The sequence below is a fragment of the Jiangella aurantiaca genome (genome assembly GCF_004349105.1).
Taxonomy (GTDB): domain Bacteria; phylum Actinomycetota; class Actinomycetes; order Jiangellales; family Jiangellaceae; genus Jiangella; species Jiangella aurantiaca.
The window spans coordinates 81,158-97,219 of the sequence record NZ_SMLB01000006.1 but is presented as its reverse complement, the minus strand read 5'-3'; the positions used below and the strand labels follow the sequence as shown (position 1 = coordinate 97,219).

Below are 16,062 nucleotides of genomic sequence, written 5' to 3'. Positions count from 1 at the left end.
CCACCTCGATTCCTCGTGGTCGCAGCCCCGCCCTCCCCTGCGCGAGGCGTTGGGATCGAGCATAGACATGATCATGACGGCCGGAGGGTGATCCCGCCGAACTCCTTCCCGGACGTGTCGGCGAGCCGGGCGGCCCCTGGTTGGACAGAGGACCCCGCGAGTTTGGTATGGTTACGCAGCCGCTGGCGCTCCACGAAGCGCCGCAAGTCCGGGTGGCGGAATAGGCAGACGCGCTAGCTTGAGGTGCTAGTCCCCGTCAAGGGGGTGGGGGTTCAAGTCCCCCCTCGGACACATCCAAACCCCCCGCGCTTGGTCAACTTCTACTGTGACCAGGCGCGGTTCTGGTTCGTAGGTCACTTTCAAGGCCAACGCCTCGTAGATCTCGGCGCGTTCCTCGGCTGTCGCACCCTTCAGGGCCTTCACGATGCCGCCGAGCTGGTCGAGGATCGTCGTGATGTCGGCCACAGTGAGCTGAGTGGCCGTTGTCAGGCGCTTGAGCTTTGCACCTGCTTCGTCCCGTTCACTGGTGCGCTGCGAGAGCTTCTTGGCGAGGAGGGCGGCGCTCTCCGGGGCGTTTTCGATCGCGCCGAGGAGGTTCTCGATCTTGCGGTCCAGCTCCTTGATCCGCTCATGCAACGCTGCGGCGGCCGGGTTCTCGCCGCGCGCCGCCTCCTGACCGGCCGCCAGCCACTCAGCGTTGGTGAAGGACGCGATCCACTCATCCAGGCGCTCGAGGATCGCGTCCTCGCGCACGACGAACCCACAATTCGCCCACCTGGCTGGGACCCGCTAGCGAGCGCAAGCTCCTCGAGAAGGAGGGCAGAAGGCGCATGAGGACGATCGGCCAGATCGACGTGCCGCAGGAGTCCGCCATCGCGGCGCTCTTGACGAAGGCGGGCGGCAAGGACGGCAAGGAGAAGGCGCGCAAGTGACCGCCCCGCAGTCAGGGGCGGTCCGGTGAGGCCGGCGCTGGCCGAGGGCGAGGCGCCGCCGTCGGACGGCTCGCTGCCCGCTGGCTCGTCGACGACACCGCCGGCCGCACGTTTCTCGATGTACCTGATCCCGGAACGCGGCGAGGCTCCCCACCCGATCCGCCGAAGCGGAGGGTGAGGAGCCTCGACGGGAGGCGCGGTCGCGCCCGGCTCGGTGTTTCAGCCCCTGCTGTCCTGGCCTGTGGTCACGAAGCGAACGCACTGGCCCTGGTTCCTGAACTCGAAGTCGCGCCAGCCGCCGTCCTTGCAGTGGTCCTTGGTCGCCGGCTCCAAGAGGATCAGGTGGATCGCGTTCGGGTCGAGCTGGAGGACCTTGCTGTACGAGGCGCCGAGGTCCAGCAGCTGGTCGTCCACCCGCTGCAGGTTCGCGGTCGCGGGATTCGCCCAGTAGTTGCTCGTCTGCGAGTCGATGAGGAACACCTGCTTGCGAACGGCGCCGTCCCGGAGGTCTGCGGGGAGGTTCGTCATGTCCAGCGTGGCCTCGAAGGCGGTCTCGCCGCCCCGGAACGTCTGGTAGTTCCACACCATCACCGACGCTCCCGAGGCGTCCTTGCTGGCCATCGCGTACACGCCCTGACCGTTCACAAGGCTGTCGGACGTGGCCGACACCCGCGTGTCCTTCATCATCGACTGCATCACCATCAGGTTGCCGTACGGCGTGAACGTGTCGGGCGGGGTGGTCTCACCCTCACCGCGGAGCGTGACGAGCTGATCCTTGCGCCGTGCGGTTCCGTGGCGCACCGTCCAGTGGAACGGAATCGTCATCGGCTGGTCGGCATACCAGTAGTGGAGAGAAGCGACACCGGCGGCCTGTCGGAGCCAGTCGTTCATGTTGTTCCGCTCGTCGACGAGCCCGCCCGGGTAGATCCCCGTCTCGGTGACAAAGGCCGGGATGTGCTCGGTGATGTCCCGCTCCTTCAGCATTGCGTAGAGCCGGGCGCGCTGCGTGGCTACCACGCTCGGGTTTTCCTTGTATTGCTCGAAGCGGTAGCCGTTGTCCCTGTCGAAGAACCCGTACGCGTGCCAGGAGACGAAGTCGAGGCGCTTGTCGGGGTTGATATCAGCCGCGTAGCCATCGAGGAACGTCGCGATCCACGGTTCATTGTCGAAGCTCGCCAGCGTCGGGCCACCGACCTTGATACGAGCGCTTGCGTCAAGTTCCGCGTTGACCACGTTCGCTGCCTCGTAGTACGGCACGTACCACTGATACAGCTCCTCCGGCTGCACTCGGGGTTCCCGGCCGGAGATCACTTGCTGGATGTGGTGCAGCCAGTCGGGCTCGTTGTAGAACTCGATGTAGCCGGTCAGGCTACGCCGAGGCGTCCTCGACGCCTGTCTGCTCACCTTCGGCGCATCGGTATTCCATGGAGCACTGATGGCCGAGTTCGTTTCATCGCGCCCGCATCAGCCACACCGGCCTGTGGCACCACTCCCGCGGTAGGAAGATCTCCACCGCCGATGAACTGGGTCGATCGCAGGCGCAGATCGGAATTCGTCGAGCGCCGTGACGACAGGGCGGCGAGACTCACACGTCGCCCGAAGCGCAGGTCAGCCGGTCGACGTGCAGGAGCTGGTCGAGCTGGTCACCGGTGAGCACGCCCAGGGCGAGCACCAGGTCCCGGACGGTGCCCTCACCGGCGAGTGCCTGGCGGGCGACGGCAGCGGCGGTGGCGTACCCGATGTGCGGTGTCAGGGCGGTGACGACGCCGACGCTGCTGCCGGTGAGGACGGCCAGGCGGTCGCAGTCGGCCTCGATGCCCTCGACACACAGGTGACGCAGCACGTCCAGGGCCCGCGCCGTCCAGTCGATGCCCTCGAGCAGCCGGTGCGCGATCACCGGTTCGAACGCGTTCAGCTGCAGCTGTCCGGCCTCGGCCGCCATGGTGATCGTGACGTCGTTGCCCACGACCGCGAACGCGACCTGGTTGACCACCTCGGGGATCACCGGGTTCACCTTGCCCGGCATGATGCTCGACCCCGCCTGGCGCGCCGGCAGCCGCAGCTCGCCCAGTCCCGCCTGCGGTCCCGACGACAGGAGCCGCAGGTCGTTGCAGATCTTCGAGACCTTCACCGCGGTGCGCTTGAGCATCGCCGATACCTGGACGAAGCACCCGACGTCCGAGGTCGCCTCGATCAGGTCGTCGGCCGAGACCAACGGCAGGCCGGTCAGCGTCACCAGGTGCCGGAGCACGGCCTCGCGGTAACCGGGCACCGTCGTGATCTGGGTGCCGATGGCGGTGCCGGCCAGGTTTACCTCGTGCAGCAGCCGGCGCGAGTCCTCCAGCCGGGGCAGCTCCTCGCGCATGGTCGCCGCCCACGCGGCGAACTCCTGCCCGACCGTCATCGGCACGGCGTCCTGCAGCTGGGTGCGCCCGACCTTCGGGATCCCGGCGAACTCCTGGGCCTTCGCAGTGAACGCGTCCGCCAGCCGCCGCACGGTCAGCCCCAGCCGGGAGAGCTCCTCTGACAGCGCGATCCGTAGGGCCGTCGGGTAGCTGTCGTTGGTGCTCTGGCTGAGGTTGACGTGGTCGTTGGGATTCACCCGGCCGTAGTCGCCACGGCCGGATCCGAGCAGCTCCAGCGCGCGGTTGGCGATCACCTCGTTGGCGTTCATGTTGGTCGACGTGCCGGCGCCGCCCTGGATCACGTCGACGACGAAGTGCTGGTCCAGCGTGCCCGCGCGCACCTCGGCGCAGGCCTCGTCGATCGCCCGGGCGACGTCGTCGTCGAGCAGGCCGAGCTCGTGGTTGGCCCGGCCCGCCGCCTGCTTGACCACGCCCAGTGCGGCCACCAGCCGCCGATGCCGGTGCAGCGGCACCCCGCTGATCGGGAAGTTCTCCTGCGCCCGGGCGGTGTGCACGCCCCAGTAGGCGGCGTCCGGGATCGGCCGCTCGCCCAGGAAGTCGCGTTCCAAGCGGGTCGGTGGCGCATCCGGCAGCGTCATCGGTCCGCTCCCCGCGCGCTCACGACGTCGATCGCCGTCCACGCCAGTGCGGTGGCGGCGTCGCGGATGGCCCGCTCCGCCGCGGCGCCCACGCACTGGGCGGCGAACTCCTTCTGGTGGTTCAGCGCCGGCAGCGAGTCGATGCCGACGTAGGGGTGGATCGCCGGCACGACCTGCGAGACGTTGCCCATGTCGGTCGAGGCCCTGTTCATCCGCGCCGCCATGCCACCGGTCGCGAACCGCCGCCCGAGGGCCTCGGCGTTGCGCCGGTACGCAGCCAGCGCCGCCTCGTCCGCACGGAACTCGGCGTAGGGCTGGCTCTCCGGGACGATTTCGAGCTCGCAGCCGGTCGCCAGCGCGCCCGCCTCGAAGCACCGCCGCACGCTCGGCTCCACCTCGGCGAGCTCGGCCAGCGACTCGGCGCGGACGTACCAGCGGCCCTCGGTGCGCTCCGGGATCGCGTTGGGAGCCTCGCCGCCACGGGTCACGACCCCGTGCACCCGCACGGTGTTCGGGAGCTGCTGACGCAGCAGCCCGATCGCCACCTGGGCGACGGTGAAGGCGTCGGCCGCGTTCACGCCCTGCTCCGGGTACGCCGCGGCGTGGGCCGCCTTGCCGTGGTACGAGACGTGACTGTGCGACACCGCGAACGGGCGCGCCTCGGCGACGTCCACCGGAGCCGGATGCGCCATCATGGCCAGGTCGAGGCCGGCGAAGGCGCCGCGGTCGAGCAGCTCGATCTTGCCGCCGCCGCCCTCCTCGGCCGGGGTTCCGTAGACCTCGATCCTCAGCCCCAGCTCGTCGGCGTACGGGGCCAGCGCGGCGGCGGCGCCCACCGAGGTGGCGGCGATCAGGTTGTGCCCGCAGGCGTGTCCGAGCCCCGGCAGGGCGTCGTACTCCGCGCAGATCCCGAGCCGGAACGGGCCGGAGCCCGCGGTGGCCAGGAACGCGGTCTCGAACCCGAGGTACTCCGTCGCCACGTCGAACCCGGCCTCGGCGAGTGCCGCACCGACCCAGCGGGCCGCGTCGCGCTCCTCCCACGCCGTCTCCGGATGGGCGTGGAGCCGCTCGGACAGCGCGACGAGCCGGTCGTGCCGGCCGGCGACGGCGTCGGCGACCACCTGCTTGACCATCACTCGTCCCCCGGCACCCCGTAGCTGGGGGCGTCCGACGGCCGCAGCGCCCGAATCACGTAGTCGTCGCGTTGGGGAAGCCAGAGCTCCACCAGACGCCGCAGCTCACGGATCGGTTCGTCGCTCCAGTCGACCCGCAGGTCGGTCTCCCGCCACGGCACCTTGCGGACCACGGACAGTCCCGCGGAGTGCAACGGGCCGGCCTCCCCACCGGCCGCGAGACCGGCCTCGAGCGCGGCGAGCAGCCGCAGTTCCAGGTCGCCCTCCGCGGACTCGAAGCCCTGCACCGCGGCGTCGATGACCTTCGGCGCCGCCAGCAGGTTGCCCGCCGAGACGACCGACCGGCCGCGCCGCTCCCCCACCACGCCGAGCGCGTGCGCGCCGGAGAACACCGCGGAGGCGCCGGTGAGGTCCAGCACGGTGAGCTGGCGGTGATCGGCCTCGGGTGTGCCGGCGACCACCTCGACCAGCGCCTGCTCCGGCGCCAGGCCGCTTTCGAGGGCGTCGAGCAGTTGGGTGCCGAGGCGAGGGTCGGTGACGTTCTGGGATGCGGCTCCGCCGACCCCGGCCCGGAGATGGACGCAGCGCGCCGCCACCGCGGGGCTGGACGAGCTGATCGCGATGCCGACGGCGACGCCGTCGGTTCCGAGCACGGAGAACGTCACCGCTCCCCCTCCGGGATCACGGCGACGGCGTCGACCTCGACCAGCCACTCGGGCCTGGCGAGCGCCGAGACGACCAGGCCGGTCGAGATCGGGTGGACGTCCTTCGTCCACCGGCCGATGGTGCGGTAGACGGTCTCGCGGTAGCGGGGGTCGACGATGTAGACGGTGAGCTTGACCAGGTGCTCCATCCGGCTCCCGGCCTCGGTCAGGAGCAGGTCGATGTTGGCCATCGCCCGTTCTGTCTGCGCCTCCACGTCGCCGATTCCGACCGACTCGCTGGTGTCGAGGTCCTGCCCGATCTGGCCCCGGACGTACACGGTGTTGCCGGCCACGACGGCCTGGCACAGGTCGTTGTCCAGGTTCTGCTCGGGATAGGTGACCCTGGTGTTGAACGGCCGGATGCGGACGTGCCCGCCCGTCGTGATCCGCTGGCTCATCGAATCGTCCTCCTCTTCGCCGGGCTCAGCTGGCACCGCGGATCAGGTCGGCCGCCCGTTCGGCGACCAGCATCACCGTGACCACCGGGTTCACCGACGGGATGGTGGGGAACACCGAGGCGTCGGCGACGCGCAGACCCTCGACACCCCGCACCCGCAGCTGCGGGTCGAGGACGGCCATGGGGTCGTCGTCGGCGCCCATCCGGCACGTGCCGCTGACGTGGTAGACGGTCTGGTGGGTCGCGCGCGCGATCGCGGAGAGCTGTTCGTCGGTGACGACCTCCGGTCCGGGGAACACCTCGCGGACGAGATGAGAGCGGAACGGCTCCTGCTCGGCGATCCGGCGGGCCGCCCGGACCCCGGCGAGCAGGATCCGCTCGTCGTGGCCGTCGGCGTCGGTGAAGTAGCGCGGGTCCAGCAGCGGCGGGTCGTCGGGGTCGGCCGAGACGATCGCGACCCGGCCACGGCTGGCCGGCTTGGCGACGTTCGGAGCGATCGAGACGATGTTCTCCGGCAGCCGGACGCCGTAGTTCTCGGCGTGGACGGCCCACGCCTGGACCGGGAAGTGCATGAGCACGTCCGGCTGGCGGGGGTCGCCTTCGACGCTCAGCATGGCGCCCGCGTCCCAGCCGCTCGCGCAGATGTCCGGTGGGGGCTCGACCGACTCCCACACGACCAGGCCCTCGGCGTGGTCCTGCAGGTTCTCCCCCACGCCGGGCAGGTCGACGACGACCTCGACGCCGGCGTCGTCGAGGATCCGCTTGGGCCCGATACCGGACAGTTGCAGCAGCCGCGGTGAGTCGATGCCCCCGCAGCTGACAACGATCTCGCGACCGCAGCGGATGACCGACGTCGCGCCACCGTCGTCGCGGCACTCGACGCCCGCCGCGCGGCCGGCCTCGACCACGACCCGGACCGCGCGCAGGCCGGTGAGCACGGACAGGTTGGGGCGGTCCCACGCCGGATGCAGGTAGTGGATCGACGTCGCCCCGCGCTGGTTGGTCTCCGGGGTGTAGCCGACCTCGAAGAACCCGGCGCCGTGCGCCACCTCGTCGAGCCGGCCGTCGTTCCAGCGGTCCTGGACCGGCAGGCCGAGGGCCGCGGCGGCCGTGGCGACGACGTCGGCGACGTAGGGGTTGCGGTCGCGGGGCGCGACCGGCTGGATCGGCACCTCGAGCTTGTCGTAGTAGGGCAGCACCGTCGCGGGGTCCCACCCCTGTGCACCGAGCGTGACCCATTCCTCCAGGTCGGCCGGCAGCGGCCGCCAGGAGATCATGGTGTTCGCGGTGGAGCAACCGCCGAGGATGCGTAGGCGGGCGTGGCGGATGGCGGAGTTGCCGCGCTCCTGGGGGACGCTGCGGTAGTCGAGGTCGTGCTCGCCCTCGAGCATCTCCGCCCACCGGCGCAGCGCCCGTGCGCGGGGCTCGCCGCGGTCGTCGGGACCCCACTCCACGAGGGCGACCGTGCGGCCGGGGTCCTCGGAGAGCCGGGCGGCCAGCAGCGAGCCGGCGGTGCCGCCGCCGACGACGACGTAGTCGTAGTGCTCGGTCATCCGTACTTCACCCAGGTGGTCTTCAGTGCGGTGAACTTCTCCATGGCGTGCAACGACAGGTCCCGGCCGAACCCGGACTGGCCGAATCCGCCGAACGGCGTGGTCACGTCCAGCGCGTCGACGGTGTTCACCGAGACGGTCCCGGCCCGCAGCAGGCCCGCGACCCGGTGTGCCTGGCGCAGGTCGTCGCTCCACACCGAGGCGGCCAGGCCGAACGGGGAGTCGTTCGCCACGGCGACGGCCTCCTCCTCGGAGTCCACGCCGATCACGGCGAGGACCGGGCCGAAGATCTCCTCACGGGCGATGCGAGCGGTCGGCGGCACGTCGTCGAAGACGGCGGGGCCGACGTACGCCGTGGTCGGTGCGCCGTCGACGGCGTCGTCGCCGAGGCGCAACAGCCCCTCGCCGCGGCCGATCTCGATGTACTCCCGGACGCGGTCGGCCTGCCGCTCGCTGACCAGCGGTCCCATGACGGTGGCCGGGTCGAGCGGGTCGCCGGGCCGGATCTTCGCGGCGCGCTTCACGACCTCGGCCAGGAGCTCGTCCTTCACCGACCGGTGCACGACGAGCCGGGAGTTGGCTGAGCAGACCTGCCCGGCGTTGGTGAAGATGCCGAAGCACACGCCGTTGGCGACGGCGTCGAGGTCGGCGTTGCAGTCCAGCACCACGTTGGCGCTCTTGCCGCCGCACTCGAGCCAGACCTGCTTCATGTTGGACCGGCCGGCGTACTCGAGGAACAGCTTGCCGACAGGGGTGGAGCCGGTGAAGGTGACGGCGTCGACGTCAGGGTGCAGGCCGAGCGCCTTCCCGGCGACCGGCCCGTCGCCGGTGACGACGTTGAGCACGCCCGGCGGTAGCCCGGCCTGGTCGGCGAGTTCGGCCAGCCGCAGCGCGGAGAGCGGCGACTCCTCGGCCGGTTTGAGGACGACCGCGTTCCCCGTGACGAGGGCGGGCGCGAGTTTCCACATCGCCATCTCGAGCGGGTAGTTCCACGGCACGACCGCCGCCACCACACCCAGCGGCTCGCGGCTGACCAGGGCGAGGTCGCCGGAGCCCGTGGGTGCGATCTCGCCGTAGGTCTTGTCGGCGGTCTCGGCGTACCACTGCAGGATCGCCGCGGTGCCGGGGACGTCGACGGCGGAGGTGTCGGCGATCAGCTTGCCGGCGTCGAGGCTGTCCAGGACCGCGAGCTCGTCGGCGTTCGCGCGGATCAGGTCGGCCAGGCGGAGCAGCACTTTCTTGCGGGCGGCCGGCGCCCGTCCGGCCCAGCGGCGGTCGGCGAAGGCCGCTCGCGCCGCGGCCACCGCGCGGTCGACGTCCTGCTCGTCGCCGTCGGCCACTTCGGCCAGCACCCGGCCGGTGGCGGGGTCGACCGTGGGCCGCCGCCGTTCCGAACGCGCGTCGACGAACTCGCCGCCGATCCACAGCCGGTCGCGGAACGTCGTCGCCGCCGCGATCTTGTGCCACTGCTCGGCCGTGTGCCCCGTGGACGTCACGCCACCTCACCTCCGCCGAGAGCCGGCTCGGTCACGGGCACCGGGGTGCGGACCTGGAGCCGTCCCGCTCTGCGCATCCACAGGTAGTACAGCGGGCAGATCACGGCGAGCCCGACGATCCAGGAGATGTCGACGCCGCCGATCCGCTCGGCGAGCGGGCCGGTGTAGAGCGTGGTGCTCAGGAACGGGATCTGCACGGCGATGCCGAGGAAGTAGCAGGCGATGGCGATCGGGTTGTAGGTGCCGTACACGCCGCCGTCGCGACGGAACAGCGAGTCGATGTCGTAGTCGCCGTGCCGGATGGCGTAGTAGTCGACCAGGTTGACCGCCGTCCACGGCACCAGCACACACAGCAGGAGCAGCATGAAGTTGGTGAAGTTGACCAGGAAGTTGTCCTTCCCGGCCAGGGCCATCACCAGCGCGCTGAGGAACAACACCGTCGCGACCAGCGCCCGGACGCCGGCACGTGGGACCCACCGCGGGAAGATCGTCTGGCCCACCGTGATCGCCGACAACGCGCCGCAGTAGAGGTTCATCGAGTTGGTACAGGCGATGCCGACGGCGAACACGGCGATCACCAGGGTGCCGATGCCGGAGGTGAACGAGCCGAGGCCGGCGACGGTGTCGGCGAGCGGGAAGGCCGCACCGACCAGCGCCCCGAGCACCATCGGGAACAGCGAACCGAGCACGGCACCACCGTAGGTGGCCCAGAACGCCGGGCGGACGCCGGTGTCACGCGGCATGTAGCGGGTGTAGTCGGAGACGTACGGGGCGTAGGCGATCTGCCACAGGGCCGCGAGCGACAGCGTGCCCATGAATCCCAGCCAGGTGAACTCACCGGCCGAGAGCGTGCCGGCCGGGTGGCCGTTGACCACGAGGCCCCAGACGAACGCCAGTGCCAGGGTCACGCCCGCGACCAGGCTCATGATTGACGCCAAACCGTGGATCAGCCGGTAGCCGACGGCGGCGCCCGCCACGCTCAACAGGCCGATCGCGACGATGGACAGCGTCTCGGGCGCGTCGAAGAGGCTGGCGACCGCCTGGCCGCCGAGCACCATGTTCGAGGCGAAGAACCCCACGTACATGAAGACCACCAGCACGACCACCAGCAGGCTGCCGAAGGAGCCGAACTGGGCCCGCGTCTGCAACATCTGCGGCACGCCCATCTGCGGCCCCTGGGCCGCGTGCAGCGCCATCACCACGCCACCGGCCACGTTGCCGAGCACCAGGGAGAGCAGGGCAGCCCACACCGGGAGCCCGTACACCGCGGTCGCGACGGTGCCGGTCGCGACGGTCAACAGCATGATGTTGGAGCCGAACCAGATGGTGAACAGGTTCCGCGCCTTGCCGTGTCGCTCGGTCTCCGGGATGTGGTCGATCGTCCGTCGCTCGACCTCGAACGAGTCGACGCTGCTGGGCTCAGCCATGGAAGCGGCCTCCTCGGGAACGTGCACGTGATGCGGCGCATGCCGTTCGCAGCAGTGTGGCGGCGTTTGGAACGACACGAAAGCGCAGAATCTTGGCACCAGTCATCAACAAAACAGATGCTGCAGGCGGAGGCCCCCGCTGTTGTTCATGCCATGCTCGCGTCATGCTCCTCCCTCGCGCGCGGGTCGGCATCGCTCAATGGCACCCGGCGCCCGGCCGGCCGACCGAGAATCTGCGCACCGCGACGCGCCTCGTCGCCGCCCTGGCCGAGCAAGGTGCGCAGCTCGTGATCCTGCCGGAGCTGTGGCCGTCCGGGTACGACGTCCGCACGCTCGCGGCCGACGTCGAGGCGGCCGCGGAGCCGCTCGACGGGCCCCGCGACGCGCGGCTGCGCGACCTCGCGTCCCGGCACCGTCTCTGGCTCTTCGCCGGCAGCGTCCCGGAGCAGGCGGCCGACGCCGTCTACAACACCTCGCCGGTCTACTCCCCGGACGGGGACCGGGTGGCGACGCACCGGAAGGTGCACCTCTACCCCACGACCGGGGAGGCGAAGCTCTTCGCCGCGGGAGGGACCGTGACCGTCGTCGGCACGCCGTGGGGACGTGTCGGGATGAGCGTCTGCTTCGACGGTGACCACCCCGGCTACTCCCGGGCGCTGCGCGACCGCGGCGCCCGGATCGTGGTCTCGGTGTCGGCCTACGAGACCGACGCCGCGCACTGGTGGGACCTGCTGCACCCGGCCCAGGCACTCGCCAGCGGGCAGTGGTGGCTGATGGCCAACCAGTCCGGCGGCACCCGCGGCTCCGACCCCCTCGGGGGGAGCCGGGTGCTCGATCCCGGCGGCCGGGTCGTCGCGGCGGCACCGCGCAGTGGCGACGGCGCCGGCGACGAGCACCTGCTCCTCGCCGACCTGGACCTGGCCGCCGGGATCGCGGCGGCGGACCGGAGCTCGGCGCCGCTGTGGGAAGGAGTGCGTCCCGAGCTGTACGATCCGCCGGCTGCCGACGTCGCCGGGTAGCGATGCGCCGAGGCGATACAGCGCATCGACGATCGGCATGCCGTGAGCCCTTCCTCGGCACGACGACCAGCCCGATAGTGGCCTGACCGTACCTGCGAGCATCGGATGCGAAGGAGACGCGGCGTGGTCGACGCTGAGCATGCGGACTGGATCTTCCATGGCGGGGCCGTGCACCCGATGGACGGCACCGACCCGGCGTCGGCCTTGGCGGTCCGGTCCGGGCGGATCGTCGCGGTGGGCGCCGCTGCGCACGAGCTGCGAGGTCCCGGCACGGAGGTCGTCGACCTCGAGGGCGCCGCCCTGCTTCCCGGCTTCCAGGACGCGCACGTCCATGCCGTCGCGGCCGGTCTGCAGCTGCTCGGGTGCGACCTGTCCGGGGTGCACGGTGCAGCGGAGTACCGGACGCTCATCGCGTCGTACGTCGCGGACCATCCGGAGCCGACTTGGATCCAGGGGTCCGGCTGGTACGGCGACGTCTTCGCCGGCGGCTTCCCGCACCGCGACGTCCTCGACCAGCTGGTCCCCGACCGGCCCGCCGTGCTGACCAGCCACGACGTCCACAGCGTGTGGGTGAACTCCGAAGCGCTGCGCCGAGCCGGCATCACCGCCACCACCCCCGACCCCGTGGGCGGCCGGATCCAGCGCGGGCCCGGTGGCGAGCCGACGGGCGTGTTGTTCGAGGCCGCGGCCGGTCTGGTGACCTCGCTCCTGCCCGGCCCGGATGCGCGACGTCTGAGCGAGGCGCTGATGACGGCCCAGGCCGAGCTGCATCGGCTCGGCATCACCGCGTGGCAGGACGCCGCCGTCGGGACCGCCGAGGTGTTCGACGACTCGTACGACACCTACGTGTCCGCCGCGGAGTCCGGCCGGCTCACCGCCAAGGTGACCGGTGCCCTGTGGTGGCGGCGCGACGGCGGGCCGGGCCAGCTCGAGCTGCTGCGCGACCGCCGGCGACGCGTGTCCGCCGGGCGGTTCACGGCCACGGCGGTCAAGATCATGCAGGACGGGGTCTGCGAGAACCACACCGCCGCGCTGCTCTCGCCGTACCGCGGCCTGGACGGCGAGACGGGTCTGAGCTTCATCCCGCCCGAGGAGCTCGAGGCCGTCGTCGCGGCGCTGGTCGCGGAGCGGTTCGACCTGCACCTGCACGCCGTCGGCGACCGCGCCGTCCGCGAGTGCCTCGATGCCCTCGAGGCGGCCGGTACGGTCCCGGCGGGTTGGGACCCACGGCATCAGATCGCGCACATCGACCTCATCGACCGCGGCGACATCGCGCGGATGACGCGGCTCGGCGTGATCGCCAACGTCCAGCCGCTGTGGGCGCGTCAGGACACGGTGCTGGTGGCGACCAAGCTGCCCTTCCTCACCGAGGATCAGCGGGCGCGGCACTTCGCCTTCGGTAGCCTGGCCCGGGCGGGTGTGCCGCTGGCGATGGGATCGGACTGGCCGGTCTCCAGCCCGGACCCGGTGTGGGGCATCCACGTCGCGGTCAACCGGACCGCTCCCCTGGCCGACGTGCACGCCGCCGACGAGCACGCCCAGACGGTGCCGCTGCTGGCCGCCGAGGCGGTCGGCGTCCGGGCCGCCGTCCACGGCTACACCGCCGGAGCGGCGCGCGCGAACCGGCTGGAACACGAGAGCGGCACGCTCACCATCGGCAAGGCCGCAGACCTGGTGGTGCTGGACGGCGACCCCTTCGCCGTCGACGCGCGAGACCTGTCGTCCCTGCGGGTCCGGGCCACGTTCGTCGACGGCGTCCCGGTACACGAGGCCTGGTAGCCCTCAGGCTCGAGGGGTCAGCCCGCGGTCAGCGACTCGTACAGGTCCGGCCGCCGGTCGCCCAGAAGACCCCACATCCGGCGCTCGCGGTCCGCCTGCTCCAGGTCGAGCCGGGCGATCAGCACGGCTTCGCTCCGCTCGTCGGCCTGGACCAGCACCTCGCCGTGGTGGTCGGCGACGAAGGAGCGGCCGAGAAACTCCAGCGCCCTCCGCCACGGGTGTGCTCCTCACCGACCCGGTTGCTGGCCACCACGGGGACGAAGTTGGCAGCGGCGTGGCCTTGCATGCAGCGCTGCCACTGCGCCATCGGACTGCCACCGCGATACAGCGGGTCGCTACCGATCGCCGTCGGGTAGAGCAGCAGCTGGGCACCCTGGAGTGTCATCACCCGGGCCGCCTCCGGGAACCACTGGTCCCAGCAGATCCCCACGCCGATGCGGCCGACCGCGGTGTCCCAGACGCGGAAGCCGGTGTCGCCGTCGGCGAAGTAGAACTTCTCGAAGTACCCCGGGTCGTTCGGCACGTGCGACTTGCGGTGGACCCCGAGCCGGCTTCCGTCGGCGTCGATGACCACGACGGAGTTGAACAGACCGCCCGGCGTGCGCTCATAGAAGCTGACGGGAAGCACCACGCCGAGCTCGCGGGCCAGCGACTCCATCCTCGCGACCACGGGCGACCGATCCAGCTCGCAGCCCCGCCGGAAGTGGACGGTGTCCTTCTCCTGGCAGAAGTGCGGCCCCGCGAACAGCTCCTGCAGGAGCACCAGCTCCGCGCCCTGGGCAGCCGCGGCGCGGACCAGTCGCTCGGCACGGCGCAGGTTCTCGGCCTGCCGATCGGTGCAGGCCATCTGCGTCAGCGCGACGGTCACGGTCATGGCGGGTCCCTCCAGGGTGCGGGCTGCTGCCCGCAGTCTGTCGTCGTCCCGTCGGCGCGACAACGACAGAAAGCCGGCGCAAGGCATCGGCTGGATCGATGCAGCGGCTCGACCGGCGACGTCAGCGCTCGCGCGCCACGCGACCGGCGGACCTGATGAAGGCCTGCGCACGCCGGGTCAGGCGAACGCCTCTCATCCAGGCAAGCACGACCTCCAGCGGCTCCAGCTGGTCGCGGATCTCCAGCTCGACGACCTTCTTGCCGTCGTAGGTCATGGACGACGCCGGCCGCTGGTTGAGCACCGACCAGCCCAGCCCGTTGGCCACCAGCGCCCGCACCGTCTCGAACCCGGCCGTGCGGTGCCGCACCTGCGGGGTGACCCCGGCCGACTCCACGAGGTGTGCGAGGTAGTCGCCGCTATGTGGCAGGTCCAGCAGCACCATCGGCTCGTCCGCGAGCTCGGCGAGCCGGACCTTCTTCCGGCGGGCGAGGGCGTGGTCCTGTGCGACCAGCACGTAGGCTGGAGCCGTGCCCACACGCACCGACTCGATGTCGTCGTCGAGGTCGTAGCCGTACATCAGCGCCAGCTCGCACCGGCCCGCCCGCAGCGCCTGCTTGAGCGCGGCGTGCTCCGCCTCGAGCACGGACACCTGGACGTTGGGGTGGTCCCGCTCGCACGCCCGCAGCAGGCGAGGCAGCTGGAACGGCCCGAGCGTCGCGAAGCACCCGATGGCCAGCCGGCCGACCAGGGTCTGGCCGGCCGTCCGGGCCACCTCGGCCAGCTCCTCGGTGTGGGCGAGGTAGCCGCGCAGTTCGCGCAGGAACTCCTCCCCCGCCGCGGTGAGACTCAACCCGCGCGCGTGATGGCGCAGCAGCAGCTGGACGCCGAGCTCCTTCTCCAGCTGAGCCACGGCGGTCGACACCGCGGACTGCGACACCATCAGCTCGCGGGCGGCGCTGGTCATGCTGCCGAGCTCGGCGGCAGCGGCGAAGTAGCGCAGCTGCACCAATGTGAAGCCCAGGTCGGACACCCGAGCATCGTCGCCCAACCCGCTCGGGGGCGTCGAGCGTTTCGTGCTCACTCGATCAGCCGGGCTTCGAGGTCGCAGCCGGTGACCGTGGACAGATACGCCCGCACGAGCCTCCTCGCCTCCTTGGGCGCCACCGACTGGTTGCGCCCGACGATGTGCAGGCCGTAGGCGTCCTCGAGGGCCACCGCGTTCATCGCGACGCCGCGCAGATCGTCGATGGGGGCGAAGACACCGCTGGTCACGCCGAGCGCGAGAACCGTCGCGTAGAGCGAGACCTCGCGGTCGTACAGGCCGGACATCAGCACCGAATGCGCCTTGTCGCGCGACGCGTTGAGGTGCAGCTCGTAGAGCACCAGGCCCATCACGTCCGCGGCGTCGTCGGGGATTCCCTGTTCGACGAGCCGGACCAGCTTGTCGCGTGCGTCCGCGGCATCCTCGATGGCCTTCATCCGCAACCAGTAGTACCGGTCCACGGCATGGTGATGGACGTCCAGCAGCAGGTCGTCCAGGTCGGGGAAGTAGTAGGACACCGAGCCCGCCGACAGCCCGGCCGCGTCGGCGACGTCCTTGATCCGCAGGCCGGTGAGGCCGCGTTCGGCGATGACCCGAGCCGCGGCCTCGACGAGCTGGCGGCGGCGTGCGGTCTGGTTACGGGGTCTGGCCATGTCAGCGATTTCAATGCAGGTCATCAAGAAAAGCCATGAAGCCGCCTCT

General features: G+C 71.1%; 13 protein-coding genes, 1 tRNA gene and 1 pseudogene. 4 read left to right on the top strand and 11 right to left on the bottom strand.

Translation table 11 applies throughout. The features are described from left to right. Positions 1–206 precede the first annotated feature (206 nt). Both E1262_RS06580 and E1262_RS06575 read left to right on the top strand, forming a co-directional pair. Positions 207–291, top strand: a tRNA-Leu gene (locus tag E1262_RS06580). Between the two features lie 18 nt (positions 292–309). Beyond that, complete coding sequence (locus E1262_RS06575; protein WP_132102338.1) at positions 310–834, top strand: hypothetical protein; 525 nt, start codon at positions 310–312, stop codon at positions 832–834. Between the two features lie 317 nt (positions 835–1,151). Here the strand turns inward: E1262_RS06575 and E1262_RS06570 are convergent, their stop codons facing one another. The 8 genes from E1262_RS06570 to E1262_RS06535 form a co-directional block, all read right to left on the bottom strand. Then, positions 1,152–2,336, bottom strand: a complete 1,185-nt coding sequence (locus tag E1262_RS06570) for a hypothetical protein (RefSeq protein ID WP_132102337.1) — start codon at positions 2,334–2,336, stop codon at positions 1,152–1,154. A 181-nt stretch (positions 2,337–2,517) separates the two neighbouring features. Next, a complete protein-coding gene (locus E1262_RS06565; RefSeq protein ID WP_132102336.1) occupies positions 2,518–3,936 on the bottom strand; it encodes an aspartate ammonia-lyase in 1,419 nt (472 codons plus the stop codon). Next, positions 3,933–5,069 carry a M20 family metallopeptidase gene (locus E1262_RS06560; RefSeq protein ID WP_132102335.1) on the bottom strand — a complete coding sequence of 379 codons (1,137 nt, stop codon included), beginning with the start codon at positions 5,067–5,069 and terminating at the stop codon, positions 3,933–3,935. The genes E1262_RS06565 and E1262_RS06560 overlap by 4 nt, the downstream gene beginning before the upstream one ends. Further along, complete coding sequence (locus tag E1262_RS06555; protein WP_132102334.1) at positions 5,069–5,734, bottom strand: DUF1028 domain-containing protein; 666 nt, start codon at positions 5,732–5,734, stop codon at positions 5,069–5,071. Before E1262_RS06555 ends, E1262_RS06560 begins: the two co-directional genes overlap by 1 nt. Next, the gene (locus E1262_RS06550; RefSeq protein ID WP_132102333.1) at positions 5,731–6,171 is read right to left on the bottom strand and encodes a RidA family protein; all 441 of its coding nucleotides are present in this window, start codon (positions 6,169–6,171) and stop codon (positions 5,731–5,733) included. Before E1262_RS06550 ends, E1262_RS06555 begins: the two co-directional genes overlap by 4 nt. Positions 6,172–6,196: 25 nt before the next feature. Then, positions 6,197–7,723: a GMC family oxidoreductase gene (locus E1262_RS06545; protein WP_132102332.1), complete on the bottom strand. Its 1,527-nt coding sequence runs from the start codon at positions 7,721–7,723 to the stop codon at positions 6,197–6,199. Next, positions 7,720–9,219, bottom strand: coding sequence for an aldehyde dehydrogenase family protein (locus E1262_RS06540; protein ID WP_238992858.1), 1,500 nt, complete (start codon positions 9,217–9,219; stop codon positions 7,720–7,722). The genes E1262_RS06545 and E1262_RS06540 overlap by 4 nt, the downstream gene beginning before the upstream one ends. Then, on the bottom strand, positions 9,216–10,646 hold the full coding sequence (locus E1262_RS06535) for a purine-cytosine permease family protein (protein WP_132102331.1): 1,431 nt from the start codon (positions 10,644–10,646) through the stop codon (positions 9,216–9,218). Before E1262_RS06535 ends, E1262_RS06540 begins: the two co-directional genes overlap by 4 nt. Before the next feature lie 164 nt (positions 10,647–10,810). On the opposite strand from E1262_RS06535, the gene E1262_RS06530 reads away from it, so the two are divergent. Together E1262_RS06530 and E1262_RS06525 are read left to right on the top strand one after the other, a co-directional pair. Then, positions 10,811–11,665: a carbon-nitrogen hydrolase family protein gene (locus E1262_RS06530; RefSeq protein ID WP_132102330.1), complete on the top strand. Its 855-nt coding sequence runs from the start codon at positions 10,811–10,813 to the stop codon at positions 11,663–11,665. 123 nt (positions 11,666–11,788) lie between these two features. Continuing rightward, a complete protein-coding gene (locus E1262_RS06525; protein ID WP_203453628.1) occupies positions 11,789–13,444 on the top strand; it encodes an amidohydrolase in 1,656 nt (551 codons plus the stop codon). 17 nt (positions 13,445–13,461) lie between these two features. On the opposite strand, the pseudogene E1262_RS06520 reads toward E1262_RS06525, so the two are convergent. From E1262_RS06520 to E1262_RS06510, 3 genes and pseudogenes are all read right to left on the bottom strand, one after another. After that, positions 13,462–14,318: pseudogene (locus E1262_RS06520) on the bottom strand (carbon-nitrogen hydrolase). 121 nt (positions 14,319–14,439) lie between these two features. Beyond that, on the bottom strand, positions 14,440–15,348 hold the full coding sequence (locus E1262_RS06515) for a LysR family transcriptional regulator (protein ID WP_132102328.1): 909 nt from the start codon (positions 15,346–15,348) through the stop codon (positions 14,440–14,442). Positions 15,349–15,395: 47 nt separating this feature from the next. Next, positions 15,396–16,013 carry a TetR/AcrR family transcriptional regulator gene (locus tag E1262_RS06510; protein WP_132102327.1) on the bottom strand — a complete coding sequence of 206 codons (618 nt, stop codon included), beginning with the start codon at positions 16,011–16,013 and terminating at the stop codon, positions 15,396–15,398. Between the last annotated feature and the right edge of the window lie 49 nt (positions 16,014–16,062).

What these genes read in the sequence shown, in the direction of transcription:
- E1262_RS06565 (WP_132102336.1), bottom strand. Translation starts at nt 3,936, where the DNA reads ATGACGCTGCCGGATGCGCCACCGACCCGCTTGGAACGCGACTTCCTG.
- E1262_RS06560 (WP_132102335.1), bottom strand. Translation starts at nt 5,069, where the DNA reads ATGGTCAAGCAGGTGGTCGCCGACGCCGTCGCCGGCCGGCACGACCGG.
- E1262_RS06550 (WP_132102333.1), bottom strand. Translation starts at nt 6,171, where the DNA reads ATGAGCCAGCGGATCACGACGGGCGGGCACGTCCGCATCCGGCCGTTC.
- E1262_RS06545 (WP_132102332.1), bottom strand. Translation starts at nt 7,723, where the DNA reads ATGACCGAGCACTACGACTACGTCGTCGTCGGCGGCGGCACCGCCGGC.
- E1262_RS06535 (WP_132102331.1), bottom strand. Translation starts at nt 10,646, where the DNA reads ATGGCTGAGCCCAGCAGCGTCGACTCGTTCGAGGTCGAGCGACGGACG.
- E1262_RS06530 (WP_132102330.1), top strand. Translation starts at nt 10,811, where the DNA reads ATGCTCCTCCCTCGCGCGCGGGTCGGCATCGCTCAATGGCACCCGGCG.
- E1262_RS06510 (WP_132102327.1), bottom strand. Translation starts at nt 16,013, where the DNA reads ATGGCCAGACCCCGTAACCAGACCGCACGCCGCCGCCAGCTCGTCGAG.